The organism is Micromonospora sp. 15K316 (assembly GCF_004348525.1).
Taxonomy (GTDB): domain Bacteria; phylum Actinomycetota; class Actinomycetes; order Mycobacteriales; family Micromonosporaceae; genus Micromonospora.
On sequence record NZ_SMKG01000135.1, the window covers coordinates 1 to 15896 of the forward strand.

Genomic DNA, 15896 nt, shown 5'->3' on the forward strand with positions numbered 1-15896 from the left:
AGGGTTAGAGGCCGGGGGCTGGCGGTCTGGCGGGCTGCCGCCTTGATCGACTCGGGTTCCATGAAATCGGGGTGTCCAGAGCGCACGGACACCCCGATTTCATTGAAGTCGAGTTGATCACGGTGACTCCCGGCCCCACGGCGAGCAAGACGCTCCCACCAGCCCGTAGCACGGTCGGATGCCCTCGCCGACCCATCGCGGGGCCACCGAAGACCCGCCAGCCGCACGCGCCCCCACCGGCCCGGCACGAGACTGGCCGCGCCCACCGACCGAGCACGAGGCCTGGCCGCGTTCACCGACCTGGCACAGGGCCCGACCCAGCACAAGGCAGGCCCGCGCCCACCGACCCAGCACAGACCCGGCCGCGCCCACCGACCCAGCACAGACCCGGCCGCGCCCACCGACCCAGCACAGACCCGGCCGCGCCCACCGACCCGGCACGAGGCCGACGCGCGCCCACCGACTCAGCACGAGGCAGGCCGACCACGGTCCAGCGCGGGGCTGGTCAGGCGCCGGAGGTGACCCGGTAGGCGTCGAAGACCCCGTCGACCTTGCGGACCGTGGCCAGCAGGTGGCCGAGGTGCTTCGGGTCCGCCATCTCGAAGCTGAACCGGCTCACCGCCACCCGATCGCGGGTGGTGGTGACGGTGGCGGAGAGGATGTTGACCCGCTCGTCGGAGAGGACCCGGGTGACGTCGGCGAGCAGCTTGTGCCGGTCCAGCGCCTCGACCTGGATGGCCACCAGGAACGTCGAGGCCGAGGTGAGCTTCCAGCTGACCTCGACCACCCGCTCGCTCTGGGCCTTCAGGTCCTCGGCGTTCGCGCAGTCGTCGCGGTGCACGCTCACCCCGCCGGAGCGGGTGACGAAGCCGAAGACCGCGTCCGGCGGCACCGGGGTGCAGCACCGGGCCAGCTTGATCCAGACGTCGCTGACGCCGCGGACCACCACACCCGGGTCGTGGCTGCTCGCGCGGCTACGCGGCGGACGGGTCGCCACGGCGGTCTCGGCGATGTCCTCCGCCGCGCCCTCCTCGCCACCGTACGAGGCCATCAGCTTCTGCACGACGGACTGGGCGCTGACCTGGCTGTCACCGACAGCGGCGTAGAGCGAGGCGACGTCGGCCAGGTGCAGGTCCCGGGCGATCGCCATCAGCGCGTCCGAGGTGAGCATCCGCTGCAACGGCATGCCCTGCTTGCGCATCGCCTTGACGATCGCGTCCTTGCCGGCCTCGATCGCCTCCTCGCGGCGCTCCTTGTTGAAGTACTGGCGGATCTTCGTACGGGCGCGCGGGCTCTTGACGAAGCCGAGCCAGTCCTGCGTCGGGCCGGCCGTGTCGGACTTCGACGTGAAGATCTCGATCACGTCGCCGTTGGAGAGCGTCGACTCCAGCGGCACCAGCTTGCCGTTGACCCGCGCCCCGATGCACTTGTGCCCGACCTCGGTGTGCACCGCGTACGCGAAGTCCACGGGCGTCGACCCGGTCGGCAGCGGGATGACGTCACCCTTCGGGGTGAAGACGTACACCTCCTGGCTGGACAGGTCGAAGCGCAGCGCGTCGAGGAACTCGCTCGGGTCGGCCGCCTCCCGCTGCCAGTCCAGCAGCTGGCGCAGCCAGGTCATCTCGTCGATGTGCGCCGGCGGGCCGACCACCGGGACGCCCTTGTGCTCCTTGTACTTCCAGTGCGCGGCGATGCCGAACTCGGCGGTGCGGTGCATCGCGTAGGTGCGGATCTGCATCTCCACCGGCTTGCCGGTGGGCCCGATGACCGTCGTGTGCAGCGACTGGTACATGTTGAACTTGGGCATCGCGATGTAGTCCTTGAACCGGCCCGGCACCGGCTGCCAGTTCGCGTGGATGACGCCCAGGGCCGCGTAGCAGTCGCGCACCGTGTCGACCAGGATCCGCACGCCCACCAGGTCGTAGATGTCGTTGAAGTCGCGACCCCGCACGATCATCTTCTGGTAGATCGAGTAGAGGTGCTTCGGCCGGCCGGTCGTCTCCGCCTTGATCTTGGCGGCCTTCAGGTCGGTCGAGACCTTCCGGGTGACCTGGCGCAGCAGCGCCTCCCGCTGCGGCTGGTGCTCCCCGATCAGCCGGTTGATCTCCTCGAACCGCTTCGGGAAGAGCGTGCCGAAGGCCAGATCCTCAAGCTCCCACTTGATCGTGTTCATACCCAGCCGGTGGGCCAGCGGGGCGAGGATCTCCAGCGTCTCCTTCGCCTTCTGCTCCTGCTTCGGGCGGGGCAGGAAGGTCAGCGTGCGCATGTTGTGCAGCCGGTCGGCCAGCTTGATCACCAGGACGCGCGGGTCCTTGGCCATCGCGACGACCATCTTGCGGATCGTCTCGGCCTTCGCCGCGTCACCCAGCTTGACCTTGTCGAGCTTGGTGACGCCGTCCACCAGCAGCGCGACCTCGCCGCCGAAGTCGGCGCGCATCTGGTCGAGCGTGTACTCGGTGTCCTCGATCGTGTCGTGCAGCAGCGCGGCGACCAGCGTGGTCGTGTCCATCCCCAGGTTGGCCAGGATCGTGGAGACCGCCAGCGGGTGGGTGATGTAGGGGTCGCCGGACTTGCGGTACTGCCCGGAGTGCCAGCGGGCCGCGGTGTCGAAGGCGCGCTGGAGCAGGCGGGCGTCGGCCTTCGGGTGGTTCTCCCGATGCATCGCGATGAGCGGTTCGAGCACCTCGCTGACCTGGGAGGTCTGCCAGGGTGCGTTGAACCGGGCCAACCGTGCCCGCACCCGACGCCCGGTCGGCGCGCTGGCCAGCGCGAACCCGGCACTCGGCACCGGCTCCCCGTCGGCCCGCACCGCCCCCAGGACGTCGGGACGGGCCGCGCCCGGCCCCGCGTCGGGGCCGGCCGCGCCGGTGCCGGAACTCGTCACCCGGGCCGTCGCGTCACCGTTGCGGCCGGCAACCGAGCCGTCCGCGTCGCCTGTCGGGTGCACCGTGCCCTCCATCGGAGGGACGACATCGTGGGACACCGGCCTCCTCACCGCTCGCCGGGATCACGCCGACCGTACGGTCGGCCTGGTCGCGTAGCGCCGGACGGATCACCGTCGGCGTCAGCAAAGGGCAATGCTACTCGCACAGACGGTGTCGTGCCGCTCCCGTCGCGCGGGCCGCGCCGCGCCCGTCCGGGGGCTGCCGCCTCAAACGGTCAGCAGGGCATGGACCGGACGCGGGGCGAGCCGCTGCCGGCCGCCCAGGAAGGACAACTCCAGCAGGACGGTGAAGCCGGCGACCGTGCCGCCGGCCCGCTCGACCAGGTCGAGGGTCGCCGCCGCGGTGCCGCCCGTGGCGAGCACGTCGTCGACCACGAGCACCCGGTGCCCGGCCGTGAACGCGTCCTGGTGCACCTCGAGGGTCGCCTCGCCGTACTCCAGCGCGTACGAGGCCGAGTAGGCGGCACGGGGCAGCTTGCCGGCCTTGCGTACCGGCACCACACCGACCCCGGTCGCGTACGCGATCGCCGCCGCCACCACGAAGCCCCGCGCCTCGATGCCGACCACGGCGTCGAAGGAGTCCCGCCCGTGGTGGGCCACGATCCCGTCGATCACCTGACGGAACACCGGCCCGTCCGCGAAGAGCGGCATCAGGTCCTTGAACACGATCCCGGGCTTGGGGAAGTCCGGCACGTCCAGCACCCGGCTGGCCACCAGGCGGGCGGCCTCCGCGCCACTGTCCCCACGCGCCTCGATGTGGTGGGTCTCCGTCACGACAGGTCCCGTATCCCTTCCGACGACGACGGCGTCCTGCTTGCTGCTCGCACAGCATGCAGGACGCCGTCAGGTCGCTTCCTACCGGGTCGCCCCCGGTGGGCCGGTCAGCGCCGCTTCGCGCCGCCCGGCCGGTTTCCGCCGCCGCCGCTCGGACGCCCGCTCCGGGCGCCGGTCGGCCGCTTGCCCGCCGGACGCGCACCCACCTTCGGTGCGGCGCCGGCCAGCGCGGCCGCCTCCGCCTCGGTGGGCTCGCCCCGGCCCGCCGGGCGCGGCGCGCCCTTCGGGGTCAGCTCGCCGCGGGCGATCGCGCCCCGCCGGGCCAGGACGCGCTTGTTGTGCGCCTGGATCCGCGGCTCGAAGTCCTTCAGCGTGCTCAGCACCGGAGTGGCGAAGAAGACCGAGGAGCAGACCGCGACGAGCATACCGACGAAGAGCACCAGACCGAGGTCCTGCAGGGTGACCGCGCCGAGCGGGACACCGATGAAGAGCAGACCGCCGACCGGCAGCAGCGCGACGAGGCTGGTGTTGATCGACCGCATCAGGGTCTGGTTGATCGCGAGGTTCGCCGCCTCGCCGTAGGTCTGGTTGTTGTTCGCCGTGATCCCGCGCGTGTTCTCCTGGACCTTGTCGAAGACCACGACGACGTCGTAGAGCGCGAAGCCCAGGATGGTGAGGAACCCGATGATCGTCGACGGCGTGACCTCGAACCCGACCAGCGAGTAGACGCCCGCCGTGAGCACGAGGTTGAGCAGCAGGGAGGAGACCGCGCCGACCGCCATCCGCCACTCGAACCGGATGATCAGGTAGAGCATCACCAGCGCGATGAAGATGACCAGACCGAGAACCGCGCGCTCGGTGTACTGGCCACCCCAGGCCGCGCTGACCTGGTTGGAGCTGATCTGGTCCGGATTGACGTTGAACTCCTGCGCCATCGCGGCCTTGACCGAGTTGGCCTGCTCCGAGCTCAGCGCCGCGGTGCGGAACTCGTAGAACTCGCCACCCCCACCGCCAACCGTCTGGGCCGACGCCACCTCGGCGCCGCCGGCCTGCGCCCCGAGAATCTGGTCGACCCGGTCCTCGGTCTGGTTCAGCGTGCCGACACTCGCCGGCACCTGGAAGGAGTTACCGCCCTCGAACTCGATGCCGAGAGTGAAACCCCGAAAGACGAAGCTGAACACCGCGACGAGCACCAGCAGCCCGGCGATGGAGAACCAGAGCTTGCGCTTGCCGATGATGTTGAGACCGGCCTCGCCCCGGTAGAGGCGGGTGGCCAGACCGCTGCGGGCCATGTCAGGCCTCCTTCACACGGGACGGGCGGGTGGTGTTGCCCTCGGTCTCGGCGGTCCGCAGGACGCGGCCGAGGCCGCTGACCCGCGGCGACAGGAACGCCTGCGTCCGGGCGAACATCGTCATGATCGGGTGCCGGAAGAGGAACACGACGACCAGGTCGAGCACCGTGGCCAGACCGAGCGCGAAGGCGAAGCCCTTCACCGTGCCGACCGACACGATGTAGAGCACGACCGCCGCGAGGATGGAGATGGCGTTGGCCGAGATGATCGTCCGGCGGGCGCGGGCCCAGGCGCGCGGCACCGCGCTCCGCGGGCTGCGACCCTCCCGGATCTCGTCCTTCAACCGTTCGAAGTAGATGACGAACGAGTCGGCGGCCACACCTAGCGAGACGATGAAGCCGGCGATTCCGGCGAGCGTCAGGGTGAAGCCGATCGTCCGGCCGAGCACGATCAGCGCGCCGAAGACCAGCAGCGCGGAGAGGAGCAGGCTCAGGAAGATGACCGAGCCGAGCAGGCGGTAGTAGAAGAACGCGTAGATGATGACCAGCAGCATGCCGATGCCGGCCGCGAGCAGACCGGCCCGCAGGTGGCTGGCGCCCAGGGTCGCGGAGACGTTCTGCTGCTCCTGCTGCTCGAAGGTCGCCGGCAGCGCGCCGTAGCGGAGCTGGCCGGCCAGCGTGCTGGCGTCCTGCTGGGTGAAGCTGCCGGTGATCTGCGAGTCGCCGGTGAGGACGCCCTGGATCTCGGGCGAGGAGACGATCTCGTTGTCCAGCACCACGGCGACCCGGCACTTGCCGTCCTGGCCGAGGGCGGACGCGTCACAGGCGTTCCCGTCGTTGTTGAACGCCTCGCGGGTCAGGCCGGTCCACTTGTCCTGGCCGCCGCCGGTGAAGTTGAGGCTCACCACCCAGGCGTTGGTCTGGTCCATGACGGCGCTGGCGTCCTCGACGTCGGTGCCGAGGACCTTGGCCTGGTCGAGCAGGTACTTCGCGGCGCCACCCTCGCAGGCCACGACCTGCTGCTTCGGGTCGGAGATCGAGGCCGGCGGGCGCTTGTCGAGCTGCTCGCAGCTGATCGTCGGCACGTTGAACTGCATCTGAGCCGGCAGGACGGCGACCTCCTGCGGGCTCAGCGCGCCGAACGGCTTCAGCTTGTCGGCCAGCGACGGGTCGGTGGAGAGGTCCGCCGGGCCCTGCAGGCCGTTGGCGGCCGCCCAGGCGGCGGCGCCGACCTTCTGCTCGACCGCCTTGCGCTGCTCCTCCACGCTCGCCGGGACGGGCTCCTCGCTGGCGCTCGCCGAGGGCGAGGCGCTCGGGGAGGCCGACGCCGACGGGGTGGGGGTGGCGCTGGTGCTCGGCGTGGGCGCCATGCCGCCCTGTCCACCGTTGGACGAGGCGGTCACCTTCGGCGAGGCGCTCGTCGAGGGGGACGCGCCACCCGACGGCGAGGCGCTGCCCGACGGGTTCGGGCTGGCGCTGCCGGACGGAGTCGGCGTGGGCGCCGGGGCCGCCACCGCGCCGCTGCCGTCGGCCGCCTTGAGCACCTTGCGGAAGCGCAGCTCGGCCGGGGTGCCCACGTTGGTCAGGTCGCGGTTCTCTCCGGGCAGGGAGATCACGATGTTCCGGTTGCCCTCGGTGACCACCTCGGCCTCGGCCACGCCGAACGCGTTGACCCGGTTCTCGATGATCTGGCGGGCCTCCTCGAGGTTCTCCGCCGTCGGCGCCCGGCCGTCGACGGTGTTCTTGGCCTCGAGTGTCAGCCGGGTGCCGCCGATCAGGTCCAGACCGAGCCGAGGCTCGAGCCGGTCCATGAAGCTGCCCTTGGCGCCTCCCGCGAAGAACACCAGAAGATAGAGGACCACGAAGATGCCCGCCAGCACGGCCAACTGCCGGCCGGGGCGCATCTGTCCCTGAGGTGGTGCCACGGCTGTCCTGTCTCCCTGTAACGGTCGCGCCGCCACACGGCGGCGACGGGGTCGGCCGGGGTCGCCGGCCGACGGGTCCACCCGGGCCGCCTACAGGACACACGACACCGCTCCGGTGGACGGCGAGAAGCGCCGACCGGTCCGGAGCCGTGCCGACGCCCGGCGTCGACCCGACTATCCAGTTATCACGTCGTGATTCGCTGGCCCCGCCCGGGCGGCCCAGCCGCCCTGGACGAGGGGCGGCTCACTCCTTGACCGTGTCCGCGTCCTCGGTGGCCGGCGTGGCCGGGAGCTCGGCCCGGGTGACCACCCGGGCGATGGCCGGCCGGGCGTACCGGGTCTGCACGCCGGGGGCGACCTCGAGCAGGACCGTCTCGTCGTCGACCCCGGTGACCGTGCCGTAGAGCCCGCCGATGGTGACCACCTCGTCGCCCGCGGAGAGCGCGGACTGCATCGACTCGGCTTCCTTACGGCGCCGCTGCTGCGGACGGATCATCATGAAGTACATGACGCCGAAGAGCAGAACGATCATCAGGATCGGCATCAGACTGCCGGATCCGCCTGCCGATTGTGCGTAATGCACGATGTTGACCTTCCCATTGGCCCCCACACCGGGCACGAACGCCGGAGCGGAAGCGGATTCTCACATCCTGTACAGACCGCGGCGAGTCTAATCCCTGCACCTGGGAACGCCGAATGCGGCACAGATCACGTTCGGATCACGGCTGATCGGGCGCGGTCGAGAACAGATCGGGCACGGGAGGGGTATCGGCACCAAATGTACCATTCGGTGGTGTGCGGCCCAGATGGTGCCAGGCGGCTTCGGTGGCCACCCGGCCCCGGGGCGTACGGGCCAGCAGACCGGCCCTGACCAGGAACGGCTCGCAGACCTCCTCGACCGTGTCCGGCTGCTCCCCCACCGCCACGGCCAACGTGGAGAGGCCGACCGGGCCGCCCCGGAACGAGTCGACCAACGCGGAGAGCACCGCCCGGTCGAGCCGGTCCAGGCCGAGCGCGTCCACGTCGTACACCGTCAGGGCCGCCCGGGCGGTCTCCAGGTTGACCACGCCGTCGGCGCGTACCTCGGCGAAGTCCCGCACCCGGCGCAGCAGCCGGTTGGCGATCCGGGGCGTCCCCCGGGATCGTCCGGCGATCTCGGCGGCGCCGTCGTCGGTGATCGGCACGCCGAGGATCCGCGCCGAACGGTGCAGCAACGCCTCCAGGTCGGCCGGGGAGTAGAAGTCGAGATGCGCGACGAAGCCGAACCGGTCCCGCATCGGGCCGGTCAGCAGGCCGGACCGGGTGGTCGCGCCGACCAGCGTGAACGGCTCGACGTCGAGCGGGATGGCGGTGGCTCCCGGCCCCTTGCCGACCACCACGTCGACCCGGAAGTCCTCCATGGCGCTGTAGAGCAGCTCCTCGGCCGGCTTCGCGATCCGGTGGATCTCGTCGATGAAGAGCACGTCGCCCTCGGCGAGGCTGGTGAGGATCGCCGCCAGGTCGCCGGAGCGCTCGATCGCGGGGCCGCTGGTGACCCGGATGCCCGAGCCGAGCTCGGCGGCGACGATGTTGGCCAACGTGGTCTTACCTAAGCCAGGCGGTCCTGACAAGAGGATGTGGTCCGGCGGGCTGCCGCGCCGCATCGCGCCCTTGAGCAGCAGATCGAGCTGGTCGCGGACCCGATGCTGGGCGATGAACTCCGCCAGCCGCTTCGGCCGGACGCTGGCCTCGGCGTCGAGCTCCGCCTCGTTGACGTAGGCCGAGACCAGGCCGTCGCCCGTCATCGGGTGCGGCCCAGCAGCCGGATGGCCTGCTTGAGCAGGACCGGCACGGGCGGGGTCGGACCGTCGATCGTCTCGGTGACCGCCGCGACGGCCTGGTCGGCCTGCGCGGCCGTCCAGCCGAGCCCGACGAGCGCCTGGCGCACCTGCTCGGGCCAGGCGCCGCCGGTGACCCCGGCCGCACCGTCCACGCCCACCGGCACCGGGCCGATCCGGTCGCGCAGCTCCAGCACGAGCCGCTCGGCGCCCTTCTTGCCGATGCCGGGCACCCGGGTCAGGGCCGCCGTGTCGGCGTTGGCGATCGCCTTGCGGACGGCGTCGGGGGTGTGCACGGCGAGTACCGCCTGGGCCAGCCGGGGCCCGACCCCGCTGGCGGTCTGCAGCAGTTCGAAGAGCTGCTTGGCGTCGTCGTCGGCGAATCCGTAGAGAGTGAGTGAGTCCTCCCGGACGACCAGGCTGGTGGCCAGCCGGGTCTGCTCACCGACCCGCAGCTCGGCCAGGGTGGCCGGCGCGCAGTGCACCGCCAGCCCCACGCCGCCGACCTCGATGACGGCCTGGTCGGGCCCGGTCGCGGTCACCACGCCGCGCACGCTGGCGATCATCTGACTCCTCCTCGTCTGACCCGGTCGGCCGCGGCGGCCAGCTTCGAGCGCGTGCCACCACGCCAGATGTGGCAGATGGCCAGCGCCAGCGCGTCGGCGGCGTCGGCCGGCCGGGGCGGCTCGGGCAGCCGCAGCAGCCGGGTGACCATGGCGGTGATCTGCGCCTTGTCGGCCTGGCCGGACCCGGTCACGGCCGCCTTCACCTCGCTCGGCGTGTACGTCTGCACGGGCAGCCCGGCGCGCGCCCCGGCGAGTACGGCGATCCCGCTGGCCTGGGCGGTGCCCATCACGGTGCGGACGTTGTGCTGGCTGAACACCCGCTCCACCGCCACGCTCTCCGGCCGGTGCTCGGCCACCAGGTCGGTCAGTGAGCGGTCCAGGTGCAGCAGGCGCACCGGCAGGTCGTCGGCCGGGTCCGTGTAGACCACGTAGTAGGCGACGAGGGTGCAGGGCCGGCCCGGCACACCCTCGACCACGCCCACCCCGCACCGGGTCAGCCCCGGGTCGACGCCGAGCACCCGCACGCCGCCTCCTCCCCCAGCCGCCAGCAGTACGTGTGTTCGACACCCTACCGAGGCCCGGTCACCGCCGTCCCACCGGACACGCCGGCATCTGGCGTCGCCCCCGTCACGCGCCGGAGGACGCCGCCGGCAGGCCGAGTCGTTGATCGACTCGGGCTCCCCGCATGTCGCGGCGTCCTGGCCGCGCGGACAGCCCGACATCAAGGACCTCGAGTCGATCACGAGGTGCGCCTTTGCGCGCGCCGCGGCCGGGTGCGCCTGCTCCCCACACACCTTGGGGACCGAGTATGTGTCGCTGCCCCATGTGCGCCCGACCACACAGCTCGTAACTTTGTGCGCCATGACGGCAGAACCCGTGGCGGTCCCCCACGTCGTGAACGTCGACCTGACCGGTCGGACCGCCCTGGTCACCGGGGGCGGCAGCGGCATCGGCCGGGCCTGCGCCCTCCGGTTGGCGGCGGCCGGAGCGGCCGTGCTGGTGGTGGACCGCAACGTGGAGGCCGCGAAGGCGGTGGCCGCGGAGGCGGGCGGCCGGGCCGAGGGCATCGACCTGGCGGACGCCGAGGCGGTCGACCGGCTCGACACGGACGTGGACATCGTGCTGAACAACGCCGGACTGCAGCACGTCGCCCCGGTGCCGGACTTCCCCGCGGAGCGCTTCGCGTACCTGCACCGGGTCATGGTGGAGGCGCCGTTCCTGATCATCCGGCGGGCCCTGCCGCACATGTACGCCCGTGGTTGGGGACGGGTCATCAACATCTCCTCCGTGCACGGCCTGCGGGCCTCGCCGTACAAGGCCGCGTACGTCTCCGCCAAGCACGCCCTGGAGGGGCTGTCGAAAGTGGTCGCGCTGGAGGGCGCCGCGCACGGGGTCACCGCCAACTGCATCAACCCGGCGTACGTACGCACCGCGCTGGTGGAGAGCCAGATCGCCGACCAGGCGGCGACCCACGGCATCCCCGAGTCCGAGGTGATCGAGAAGATCATGCTGGCCCGCGCGGCGATCAAGCGGCTGATCGAGCCGGAGGAGGTGGCCGAACTGGTCGCGTACCTCTGCACCGCGCCCGCGGCCTTCATCACCGGCGCGTCGATCGCCCTCGACGGGGGCTGGACGGCGAACTAGTGGTGCGCAGCACAATGGGCGTCATGTCCTCGCCGGTGGAGTTCCTCGAACTGCTCGCCCGGGAGGCGGCCGCTGTCGAGTTCGAGGGTCCGCTGGTGGCGGCGCGCGCCGCCGGTCTCCCCGCCGACCAGCTCGCCGAGCTGGAGCAGGCGAAGACTGTCGCGCTGCGGGTGCGCGCGCTGCTGGAGCGCCGCCGTCGTCGCGAGACCGAGCTCTCCGGCCTGTACGACACGGCCAGCGACCTGGCCGGCCTGCGCGACCTGGACGACGTGCTGCGCGCCATCGTGCACCGGGCGCGGAACCTGCTCGGCGCCGACGTCGCGTACATGACCCTCAACGACGACGAGCGCGGCGACACCTACATGCGGGTCACCGACGGCTCGGTCTCCGCCCGGTTCCAGCGGCTGCGGCTGCCGATGGGCGCCGGCCTCGGCGGGCTGGTGGCCCAGTCCGGCGCGCCGTACGTCACCGCGAACTACGCCGAGGACGAGCGCTTCCACCACACCGGTGAGATCGACGCCGGCGTACGCGAGGAGGGGCTGGTCGCCATCCTCGGCGTGCCGCTGCGGCTCGGCTCGACCTCGATCGGTGTGCTCTACTCGGCCAACCGCTCGGCCCGGCCGTTCGCCCGGGAGGAGGTCGCCCTGCTGGTGTCACTGGCGGCGCACGCGGCGGTGGCGATCGACACCGCCCGGCTGCTCACCGAGACGCGCTCGGCGCTGGCCGAGCTGTCGGCGGCGAACACCACCATCCGGGCGCACAGCAGTTCCGTGGAGCGGGCGGCGGCCGCGCACGACCGGATGACCGCGCTGGTGCTGCGCGGCGGCGGCGTGGAGGATGTCGCGGCGGCCGTGACGGAGGTGCTCGGCGGGGCGCTGCTGGCGCTGGACGCGGAGGGGCGGCTGCTGGCCCGGGTCGGCGAGATCGACGAGCCCGAGCGGGCGGACATCGTGGAGGCCGTGGCCGCGTCCCGCACGGAGGGGCGCAGCGTACGCCGGGGGTCGCTCTGGTACGCCGCCGTGGTCGCCGGGGCGGAGAACCTGGGTGCGCTGGTGCTGCGCCCCGACGAGGAGCTGGTCGACGCCGACCAGCGGATCCTGGAGCGGGCGGCGCTGGTGACCGCGCTGTTGCTGCTGTTCCGGCGTACCGCCGCCGAGGCGGAGGGGCGGGTCCGCGGCGAGCTGCTCGACGATCTGATCGCCCGCCCACTGCGGGACACCGACGCCCTGCGCGGCCGCGCCCACCGGCTCAACGTGGACCTGGACGCGCCGCACGTGCTCGTGGCGGTGGGCGACGACGCGATCGCCGCCACCGGCTCGGCGCGGCAGCGGGTGCTCTCCTGGGCCACCACGTACGCCTCGACCCGCGGCGGCCTGGCCGCGGCGCGCGACGGCCGGGTGGTGCTGATGCTGCCCGGCCAGGACGCCGGCGGCGCGGCCCGGGCGGTGGCCCGCGACCTTTCCCGGGTGACCGGCCGGCCGATCACGGCCGGGGCGAGCGGCCCGACCACCGGACCGGCGGCGCTGGCCGCCGCGTTCCGCGAGGCCGACCGCTGCCTCACGGCGCTCGGCGCGCTCGGTCGGGCCGGTCAGGGTGCGAGCACGGCGGAGTTGGGCTTCGTCGGCCTGCTGTTGGGCGCGGTCGGCGACGGTGGCGACCGGGACGTGGAGGGCTTCCTCACCACGACTGTGGGTCCGGTGGTCGACTACGACGCGCGGCGCGGCACGGCGCTGGTCCGGACGCTGGAGGCGTACTTCGGGGTGGGTGGCAGCCTGGCCCGCGCCGCCGAGCAGCTGCACGTGCACGTGAACACGGTGACCCAGCGGTTGGAGCGGGTCGGGCAGCTGCTCGGCGCGGACTGGCAGCGGCCCGACCGGGCGTTGGAGGTGCAGCTCGCGCTCCGCCTGCACCGGCTGCGCTCCCCCGCCGGCTGAGCCATGCGCACCGCGCCCGCGGCCGGCGCACCTGCGTCCGCCGGCCGCGGGCCTGCCGTGGTCGATTCCCCCGCGACTGGCGTGGCCACGTCGGTCCCCCGCGACTGCCGCGCCGTCGTCGATCCCCGAGCCACCGGCGTGGCCGTCGTCGCGGTTCAGCGGGCCCGGATGCCCTCCAGCACTCCGTCGACCACCCGCTCCGGCAGCGCGTCGTCGTCCAGCTCGGGATGCCAGCGCAGCACCCGCTGGATCAGCATCGGCCCGGTCAACAGCGCCATCGCCAGCTCGACGTCGAGGTCGGCGCGGAGTTCGCCGGTACGGATGCCGCGCTCCAGCACCTCACGCAGCCGGGCCCGCCGCGGCTCGACGATGCCCTGGTAGAGCTCGTAGCGGTCCTGGTTGCGGTTCACCTCGGGCAGCAGGCAGGACATGATCTTCTCGCTCCGCGGATCGGTGTTGCGACCGACGACTCCGAGCAGCAGCACGAGGTCCTCCCGGACCGAGCGGCCGATCGGCGTCGGCGGGGTGCCCTTGAGATTGACCAGGGCGTCGCGCAGCAGCGCGTCCTTGCCCGACCAGCGGCGGTAGATCGTCGCCTTCCCCACGCCCGCGCGGCTGGCGATCGCCTCGATCGAGAGCGTTTCGATCTTGGCACCTTCGGCGAGCAGGTCGAGGGTGGCCTCGATGATCGCCTCGTCGGCGCGGGTGCTCCGCGGTCGCCCGGGCGACCGCGGAGCATCGGCTTGCGACGTCATGTCGGACATTGTCGCCGACCCTATGCGGTGCCGGCCAACTCCGGTTCGGTGGTGGTGACCTCCCGAACCGGGGCCGAGGCCGACCGACCCGGCAGCCAGCGCAGGGCGACGACGATGCCGAGCGCGGCGATCAGCGCGGAGAGTGCCGCCGCCCAGTGCATCGCGGTGATGAAGGAGTCGTTCGCCGCGGCCAGCACCTTCGGCGCCACCGGCCCGAGCTGCCCCGCCGCCGCGTACGCCCCGGAGATCGACTCCGTCGCGGCGTCCCGGGCCTGGGCCGGCAGCCCGGTCAGGGCCGGCTCGACGTCGCCGCGGTAGACGGCCGACAGCACCGAGCCCAGCACCGCCACGCCGAGCGCGCCACCCACCTGCCGGATCGTGTTGCTGATCGCCGAACCCACACCGGCCTTCTCCCGGGGCAGCGACGACATGATCGACTCGGTGGCGGGCGGCATGATGTTTGCCATCCCGACGCCCTGGATGAAGTAGAAGATCAGCACGATCCAGATCGGGGTCTTCGCGTCGATGAAGGCGAACGCCGCCAGCGAGATCACCGTCAGCGTCAGACCGACCACCGCGACCGCCTTGCCGCCGTACCGGCGGACCATCGCCGCGCTACGCGGAGCGAAGATCAGCTGAGCGCCGGCGAAGGGCAGGAAGAGCAGGCCGGTCTCCAGCGGGGTGTAGTCGCGTACCAGCTGGAGGTAGAACGAGCCGAAGAACATCACGCCCATCGCGGCGAAGAAGATCAGGCCGATGATGGCGACCGGCGCCGCGAACTGCGGCACCTTGAACAGCCGGACGTCCAGCGACGGGTGGCTGCTGCGCCGCTCGACCGCGATGAACCAGCCGAGCACCGCCAGGCCGCCCAGGATCGCCACCCACACCAGCGGCCGGCCGAAGCCGTGCTCGCCGCCGTCGATGATGCCGTACGTCAACGCGACCAGACCGACCACCGACAGCAGCACACCGAAGACGTCGATCCGCCCCGGCTTCGGGTCCCGCGACTCGGGCACCAGGAGCGCGACGAGGACCACCCCGGCCACGATGACCGGCACGTTGATCAGGAAGACCGAGCCCCACCAGAAGTTCTCCAGCAGCGCTCCGCCGAGAACCGGGCCGATCGCCACGGCCAGACCGACGGCACCGGCCCAGACGCCGATGGCCCGGCCCCGCTCCCGCGGGTCGAAGACGTTCGAGATGATCGAGAGCGTCGCCGGCATGATCGCCGCGCCGCCGATCCCCATCAGGGCGCGGGCGGCCACCAACTGTCCCGGGCTCTGCGCGTACGCCGACGCCAGCGACGACAGACCGAAGAGCACCAGCCCGATCAGCAGGAAGCGCTTGCGTCCGGCGCGGTCCCCGAGGACGCCGAAGGTGAAGAGCAGGCCGGCGAAGACCAGAGTGTACGAGTTGATCGCCCACTCCAGCTCACCCTGGCTGGCGCCCAACCCGTGCACCGGGTCGGCGAGCGTACGCAGCGCGACGTTGAGGATGGTGTTGTCGAGGACCACCACGAGGAGGCTGATCACCAGCACTCCCAGGATCGCCCACCTCCTCGGGTGGCCTGTGTTGTCGCGGATCTCCATGTCCGTGATTCCCCCCGGTTCGTTCCCGCACAAATACGATACGGGCCATACTCGAAACGTCCGTCAGCCTACGACGTCGATTAACGATACGGAACCGATCCGTATCGTTAGTGTCCCCCGTCACGGCCCGCACCGGAGTTCCGATCCGACAACCCTCGACCCCGGAACGCCACCGCCCGCCCCAGCCAGGACCGCAAACGGACATCTCACGCCGATCACCCACGGCTACCGGTGATCGACTCGGTTTCCTTGATGTCGGGGTGTCCCGTCCGCGTGATGCCCCGACGTCAAGGACCCCGAGTCGATTTTGGGGGTGTGACCGGTGGCATCCTCAGGCCGGAATCGTGGCCGGGTCGCGGGCGTTGAACATCCCCGACGGCCGAGGTAGCAGCCCGCCGTCCCCGGTAGATGACCCGCCCCGCGGCCCGTTGGCTTCGCGTGGCGTCGGGCGTACCGCATAATCCGGTACGACCCGGACAGCCCGCCCATGGCCGGGCCGCCATGCCCCGCCGCCGGGAATGACGGTGGCCCGCCGGTCGTTGTATCGGGTCCCGCCGCACGACCCACCGGGTCGCAGCGGGCCATGGTCACCATGCCCCCCGGAGCTGGTCGCCGGGAATGATGGCGGGCGGTCGACCGTTGAGCACGGTCCCGGCG

12 protein-coding genes are annotated in these 15896 nt (G+C 71.9%); 2 read left to right on the forward strand and 10 right to left on the reverse strand.

What is annotated here, in order from left to right; translation table 11 throughout:
* Positions 1-505: 505 nt before the first annotated feature.
* The 8 genes from E1211_RS22010 to ruvC all read right to left on the reverse strand — a co-directional run bounded on the left by E1211_RS22010 (position 506) and on the right by ruvC (position 9841).
* Entirely contained in the window at positions 506-2959 is a 2454-nt protein-coding gene (locus tag E1211_RS22010; RefSeq protein WP_132350913.1) for a bifunctional (p)ppGpp synthetase/guanosine-3',5'-bis(diphosphate) 3'-pyrophosphohydrolase, read from the reverse strand.
* A gap of 192 nt (positions 2960-3151) precedes the next feature.
* Positions 3152-3718 (reverse strand): adenine phosphoribosyltransferase, encoded by a 567-nt coding sequence (locus E1211_RS22015; RefSeq protein ID WP_132350904.1) that lies wholly within the window; start codon positions 3716-3718, stop codon positions 3152-3154.
* 107 nt (positions 3719-3825) lie between these two features.
* Positions 3826-5010, reverse strand: coding sequence for a protein translocase subunit SecF (gene secF, locus E1211_RS22020; protein WP_132350905.1), 1185 nt, complete (start codon positions 5008-5010; stop codon positions 3826-3828).
* Position 5011: 1 nt separating this feature from the next.
* Positions 5012-6934 carry a protein translocase subunit SecD gene (secD, locus tag E1211_RS22025; protein WP_207915469.1) on the reverse strand — a complete coding sequence of 641 codons (1923 nt, stop codon included), beginning with the start codon at positions 6932-6934 and terminating at the stop codon, positions 5012-5014.
* Between the two features lie 244 nt (positions 6935-7178).
* Positions 7179-7517, reverse strand: a complete 339-nt coding sequence (gene yajC, locus E1211_RS22030; protein ID WP_132350906.1) for a preprotein translocase subunit YajC — start codon at positions 7515-7517, stop codon at positions 7179-7181.
* 136 nt (positions 7518-7653) lie between these two features.
* Positions 7654-8718, reverse strand: a complete 1065-nt coding sequence (gene ruvB / locus E1211_RS22035) for a Holliday junction branch migration DNA helicase RuvB (RefSeq protein WP_132350907.1) — start codon at positions 8716-8718, stop codon at positions 7654-7656.
* Positions 8715-9317, reverse strand: coding sequence for a Holliday junction branch migration protein RuvA (ruvA, locus tag E1211_RS22040; protein WP_132350908.1), 603 nt, complete (start codon positions 9315-9317; stop codon positions 8715-8717). The genes ruvB and ruvA overlap by 4 nt, the downstream gene beginning before the upstream one ends.
* Positions 9314-9841: a crossover junction endodeoxyribonuclease RuvC gene (gene ruvC, locus E1211_RS22045; protein ID WP_132350909.1), complete on the reverse strand. Its 528-nt coding sequence runs from the start codon at positions 9839-9841 to the stop codon at positions 9314-9316. The genes ruvA and ruvC overlap by 4 nt, the downstream gene beginning before the upstream one ends.
* A gap of 337 nt (positions 9842-10178) precedes the next feature.
* Here ruvC and E1211_RS22050 point away from each other — a divergent pair, with 337 nt between their 5' ends.
* Together E1211_RS22050 and E1211_RS22055 are read left to right on the forward strand one after the other, a co-directional pair.
* Positions 10179-10961, forward strand: coding sequence for a 3-hydroxybutyrate dehydrogenase (locus E1211_RS22050; RefSeq protein ID WP_132350910.1), 783 nt, complete (start codon positions 10179-10181; stop codon positions 10959-10961).
* Positions 10962-10975: 14 nt separating this feature from the next.
* Positions 10976-12895 carry a helix-turn-helix domain-containing protein gene (locus E1211_RS22055; protein ID WP_132350915.1) on the forward strand — a complete coding sequence of 640 codons (1920 nt, stop codon included), beginning with the start codon at positions 10976-10978 and terminating at the stop codon, positions 12893-12895.
* Between the two features lie 155 nt (positions 12896-13050).
* Here E1211_RS22055 and E1211_RS22060 read toward each other — a convergent pair whose 3' ends face one another.
* Together E1211_RS22060 and E1211_RS22065 are read right to left on the reverse strand one after the other, a co-directional pair.
* Positions 13051-13659, reverse strand: coding sequence for a TetR/AcrR family transcriptional regulator (locus E1211_RS22060; protein WP_132350911.1), 609 nt, complete (start codon positions 13657-13659; stop codon positions 13051-13053).
* 11 nt (positions 13660-13670) lie between these two features.
* Positions 13671-15239, reverse strand: coding sequence for an MFS transporter (locus E1211_RS22065; protein ID WP_132350912.1), 1569 nt, complete (start codon positions 15237-15239; stop codon positions 13671-13673).
* Between the last annotated feature and the right edge of the window lie 657 nt (positions 15240-15896).

What these genes read in the sequence shown, in the direction of transcription:
- E1211_RS22010 (WP_132350913.1), bottom strand. Translation starts at nt 2,959, where the DNA reads ATGGAGGGCACGGTGCACCCGACAGGCGACGCGGACGGCTCGGTTGCC.
- secF (WP_132350905.1), bottom strand. Translation starts at nt 5,010, where the DNA reads ATGGCCCGCAGCGGTCTGGCCACCCGCCTCTACCGGGGCGAGGCCGGT.
- ruvB (WP_132350907.1), bottom strand. Translation starts at nt 8,718, where the DNA reads ATGACGGGCGACGGCCTGGTCTCGGCCTACGTCAACGAGGCGGAGCTC.
- ruvA (WP_132350908.1), bottom strand. Translation starts at nt 9,317, where the DNA reads ATGATCGCCAGCGTGCGCGGCGTGGTGACCGCGACCGGGCCCGACCAG.
- E1211_RS22050 (WP_132350910.1), top strand. Translation starts at nt 10,179, where the DNA reads ATGACGGCAGAACCCGTGGCGGTCCCCCACGTCGTGAACGTCGACCTG.
- E1211_RS22055 (WP_132350915.1), top strand. Translation starts at nt 10,976, where the DNA reads ATGGGCGTCATGTCCTCGCCGGTGGAGTTCCTCGAACTGCTCGCCCGG.
- E1211_RS22060 (WP_132350911.1), bottom strand. Translation starts at nt 13,659, where the DNA reads ATGTCCGACATGACGTCGCAAGCCGATGCTCCGCGGTCGCCCGGGCGA.
- E1211_RS22065 (WP_132350912.1), bottom strand. Translation starts at nt 15,239, where the DNA reads ATGGAGATCCGCGACAACACAGGCCACCCGAGGAGGTGGGCGATCCTG.